Annotated in this window: 1 protein-coding gene; it reads left to right on the top strand. The window is 73.6% G+C overall.

The genetic code is table 11. The features are described from left to right. Nucleotides 1-611, top strand: a 611-nt coding sequence (locus ACSC1Q_RS43030; protein ID WP_436764518.1) for a beta-ketoacyl synthase N-terminal-like domain-containing protein, incomplete at both ends; no start/stop codon positions are given.

Here is a 611-nt window from a genome sequence, read left to right as displayed (position 1 = left end):
GGGCATGTTCATCGAGTTCTCCCGGCAGCGCGGGCTGGCGCCCGACGGCAGGTGCAAGGCGTTCGGCGCCACCGCGGACGGAGCCGGCTGGGCCGAGGGTGTCGGTGTGCTGCTCGTCGAGCGGCTGTCGGACGCGCGGCGCAACGGCCATCAGGTCCTCGCGGTCCTGCGGGGGTCGGCGATCAACCAGGACGGTGCGAGCAACGGCCTGACCGCCCCGAACGGCCCGGCGCAGCAGCGGGTGATCCGCCAGGCGCTGGCGAACGCGGGCCTGTCCAGCGCGGACGTGGACGTGGTCGAGGCGCACGGCACCGGGACCGTTCTGGGAGACCCGATCGAGGCACAGGCGCTGATCGCGACCTACGGCCAGGACCGTCCTGAGGATCGGCCGCTGTGGCTGGGGTCCATCAAGTCGAACATCGGTCACGCGCAGGCCGCCGCGGGCGTGAGCGGTGTGATCAAGATGGTGATGGCGCTGCGCAACGGCGTCATGCCGCAGACCCTGCACGCCGAGGAGCCCTCGCCGCACGTGGACTGGTCGGCGGGCGCCGTCGAGCTGCTGACCGAGGCCCGTCCCTGGGACAGCGGCGACCGCCCGCGCCGCGCGGCGG

The sequence above is a fragment of the Streptosporangium heterodermiicola genome (assembly GCF_051390675.1).
GTDB lineage: Bacteria > Actinomycetota > Actinomycetes > Streptosporangiales > Streptosporangiaceae > Streptosporangium.
Note: the sequence above shows the minus strand (reverse complement) of the source record. Positions and strands in the feature narration are given on the sequence as shown.